Raw genomic sequence first — 2,580 nt, forward strand, 5'->3', positions numbered from 1 at the left:
CGTGTGACACTGTTTTAGAGATGATCCGGCTGTTGAAACCGGGCCAGTGGTGCTCCCTCCCCTCAAAATTAGAGACTCTGTGATTTATAGCTCAGGTGAGCGGGGCGAAAGTATTGTTCCGGAACAGCAGCGTGATTGCGGGTCGTGAGTAGCCATCGCACGAGGACACTCCGAGAGAGATGCGTGGTGACTACGCGCTCGCGGGAGTCCCATCGGCATCGCCGCTATCGATGAGCGGGTAGTCGATGTGGACCTCGATGCGGTCGAACGGAACAACGGGTTGAATCGCACCGCTGGGCCCGCCCTCTTTGAGCGTGAGGATGCCCAGTACTTCTAGCTGCTTCAGGTCCGAGTGGACGTCGGACACGTCACGCTCGACGAGACGCGCTGCCTCGCGCATACTCTCGGGCGCCTCTTCTGCGATCGCCCGGATGAGCTCAAGACGCAGCGGCGTGAGACTGTCGACGAAGTCGTCGTAGGTGCCGAACTGAAGCGTTGCTGTTCCCTCCTGTTCGTCGAGATCGTCGGCCTCGACGTCTTGGACAAACTGGAGCGCGTCCTCACGGAGCTGTTCTCGGTCGCCGACGGTGATGTGGAGTGTGGTCATGGTCGGGGTATCGTGTGTCGGGTGGTGTTCGATCAGTGCGGCCGGGGCGGGTCGCCGCCGACGGCGTCCCAGTACTCGTCTGTACTTGCCCAGAACTCGACAAGCCGGTCCTCCATCCCCGGGAACTCGACGTCGTCGAGGTCGCCGGCTGCGGTGTGGTGTTCGTGGCCTTTCGTGTCCTCGTGGGAGTTGTCGTATCGGACGAGCGTGAGGTCGTCGAGAGTGCCCAGGTGGAGTGTGTACTTCCAGCCCGAGGGGTACGTCTCGGTGTCGTCGGTCGGTCGAAGCACGACGTTCTCGACGAGACCGGCCTCGACGTGCGTGTACTGGAACAGCGGCTCCTGGACCATCTCTCATCTGTTGGGATACCGGCCAACGCTATAAGCGTTGGGTAGAAGTCCAACACCCAACACAAACCCGCCAGACGTTCACCACAGCGGGCCGAGCAACGCTACGCAAGTTGTTAGCCATCGGTATCTCAGCGCTCAGTCGTTCGCCTTGCGCTCGCGTCCCGACGCCGATGTGAGCGGGAGGTCCGCGTCGATCTCGTCGTACCACACGACGGGGCGCTTTGCGCTGCCGTTCTCTTCGAACTCGAGGAGCCCGTAGTCGGCGAGCTCGTTCACGTTGTCGAGGACCTCTGGTGGGTTCCGCTCGACAAGGCGAGCGAGTTCTCGGATGCTCTCTGGCTCGTGCTCAACGATGGCTTCGAGCAGTTCGAGGTTGGTCGACCGAAAGACGCGACCGAACGTTTCGAGATCTTCGATCGACAGCGTTGGCTCGCTGGGTTCGACATCGTCGCCGGCGTCGATCGCTTTGAGCCTCTCCTCGAGGCCGCTACGATCCGCGGACTTGATCTGGACGTGGAGTGTTCGGGTCATTAATGTGGAAGTGTGGGCTGGGGTTTCGATTGTGCGTCGATCAGCGTGCTCGAGTCACTAGGACGGCCGCCGTCGTGGTCAGACGGTGGTGAACCATCACCCCGGTTTATCAAAAGTCAAGGCGAATACCCCGAGGCTTGACCTCGGGGATGAAGCCGACAACTCGTGATACAAACCATTAAGGAAACACATTGCTAATCAAGAGACAGCGATGGAATACAGTCACCGCTACCACGCTTATCCAACACAAGAGGTAGCGGCTGAACTGGAATACCATCTGAACGTTCATCGCCAACTCTACAACCACGTCCGCTGGGACTACGGGAACAGTCCTGAAGACGATAAGCCGAGTGAGTACGACCAGAACAACAGACTCCCCGAATGGAAGCGGAAGTGGTATCCGTCTTCAGTTAAGACTCACACCTCGGTTGTGTAGCGGTAGCGAGCGTCTCTTGTAAGATCGGTCGCTGCTTGTGGATCTTTTGAGCGTCTTCGATCAGTCGTTCAAGCAGCGGCGGTGGTGAGTAGCCGAGATACTCACCCAGTTTGTGGAGGAAAAGCTGGGCGTGCGACCGAAAGGTCGCCGCCCAGCGCTCTGTCGGAAACACGAGCTCATCATCCGCCTGCTCAGTGACCAGATCCAATAAATCGCGGCTTACAAGCAGCGACAGCAGTGCTGCGTACAGTAAGATCTTCACCACGTGTTCGTCGCTCGTGTCGAACTCATCCAAGTTGTACTGAGTCTTCAGCTCACGGAACAACAACTCAACTTCCCACCGACATCGGTAGATCTGCGCTAAATCGGCCGGGAAGAACTCTTTTCTCACCAAATTCGTCATGTACAGATGGTAGTCGTCGGCGTCCTCGTCGCGGACGCCGACGACGCGGAACCGCTTCGTATCCAGCGACTGCGTCCCGTTGTACGGTCCTCGTTTGAACTCGACTTCGACCTCTACATCGATGTACTTCCGGTCGAGATTGTTGAGAACAGATCGGAGCTGCTTGCCCTCCAAGGGAATGGCGCGGTAGTACCTAGCATAACTTTTGAAGATAGTCGTTGAGATGATTGTCAATCCAAGAGGCCGCGAAACT

Annotated in this window: 4 protein-coding genes and 1 pseudogene; 1 reads left to right on the forward strand and 4 read right to left on the reverse strand. The window is 58.1% G+C overall.

Features of this window, described 5'->3' with window-relative positions; genetic code table 11:
* Nucleotides 1-190: 190 nt before the first annotated feature.
* From Z052_RS01115 to Z052_RS01125, 3 genes are all read right to left on the reverse strand, one after another.
* Nucleotides 191-607, reverse strand: coding sequence for a transcriptional regulator (locus Z052_RS01115; RefSeq protein ID WP_094520264.1), 417 nt, complete (start codon nucleotides 605-607; stop codon nucleotides 191-193).
* A gap of 32 nt (nucleotides 608-639) precedes the next feature.
* Nucleotides 640-957, reverse strand: a complete 318-nt coding sequence (locus Z052_RS01120) for a DUF6516 family protein (protein WP_094520263.1) — start codon at nucleotides 955-957, stop codon at nucleotides 640-642.
* 135 nt (nucleotides 958-1,092) lie between these two features.
* Nucleotides 1,093-1,488: a hypothetical protein gene (locus Z052_RS01125; RefSeq protein WP_094580034.1), complete on the reverse strand. Its 396-nt coding sequence runs from the start codon at nucleotides 1,486-1,488 to the stop codon at nucleotides 1,093-1,095.
* A gap of 211 nt (nucleotides 1,489-1,699) precedes the next feature.
* Between Z052_RS01125 and Z052_RS21285 the strand changes: the two are divergent.
* Nucleotides 1,700-1,885, forward strand: a pseudogene (locus Z052_RS21285) (RNA-guided endonuclease TnpB family protein); the annotation flags it as partial.
* 13 nt (nucleotides 1,886-1,898) lie between these two features.
* Here Z052_RS21285 and Z052_RS01135 read toward each other — a convergent pair.
* On the reverse strand, nucleotides 1,899-2,580 hold a 682-nt coding region (locus Z052_RS01135), incomplete at its 5' end, for a transposase (protein WP_241897869.1).

Origin of the sequence: Halorubrum sp. C191 (genome assembly GCF_002727095.1) — an archaeon.
Taxonomy (GTDB): Archaea; Halobacteriota; Halobacteria; order Halobacteriales; family Haloferacaceae; genus Halorubrum; species Halorubrum ezzemoulense.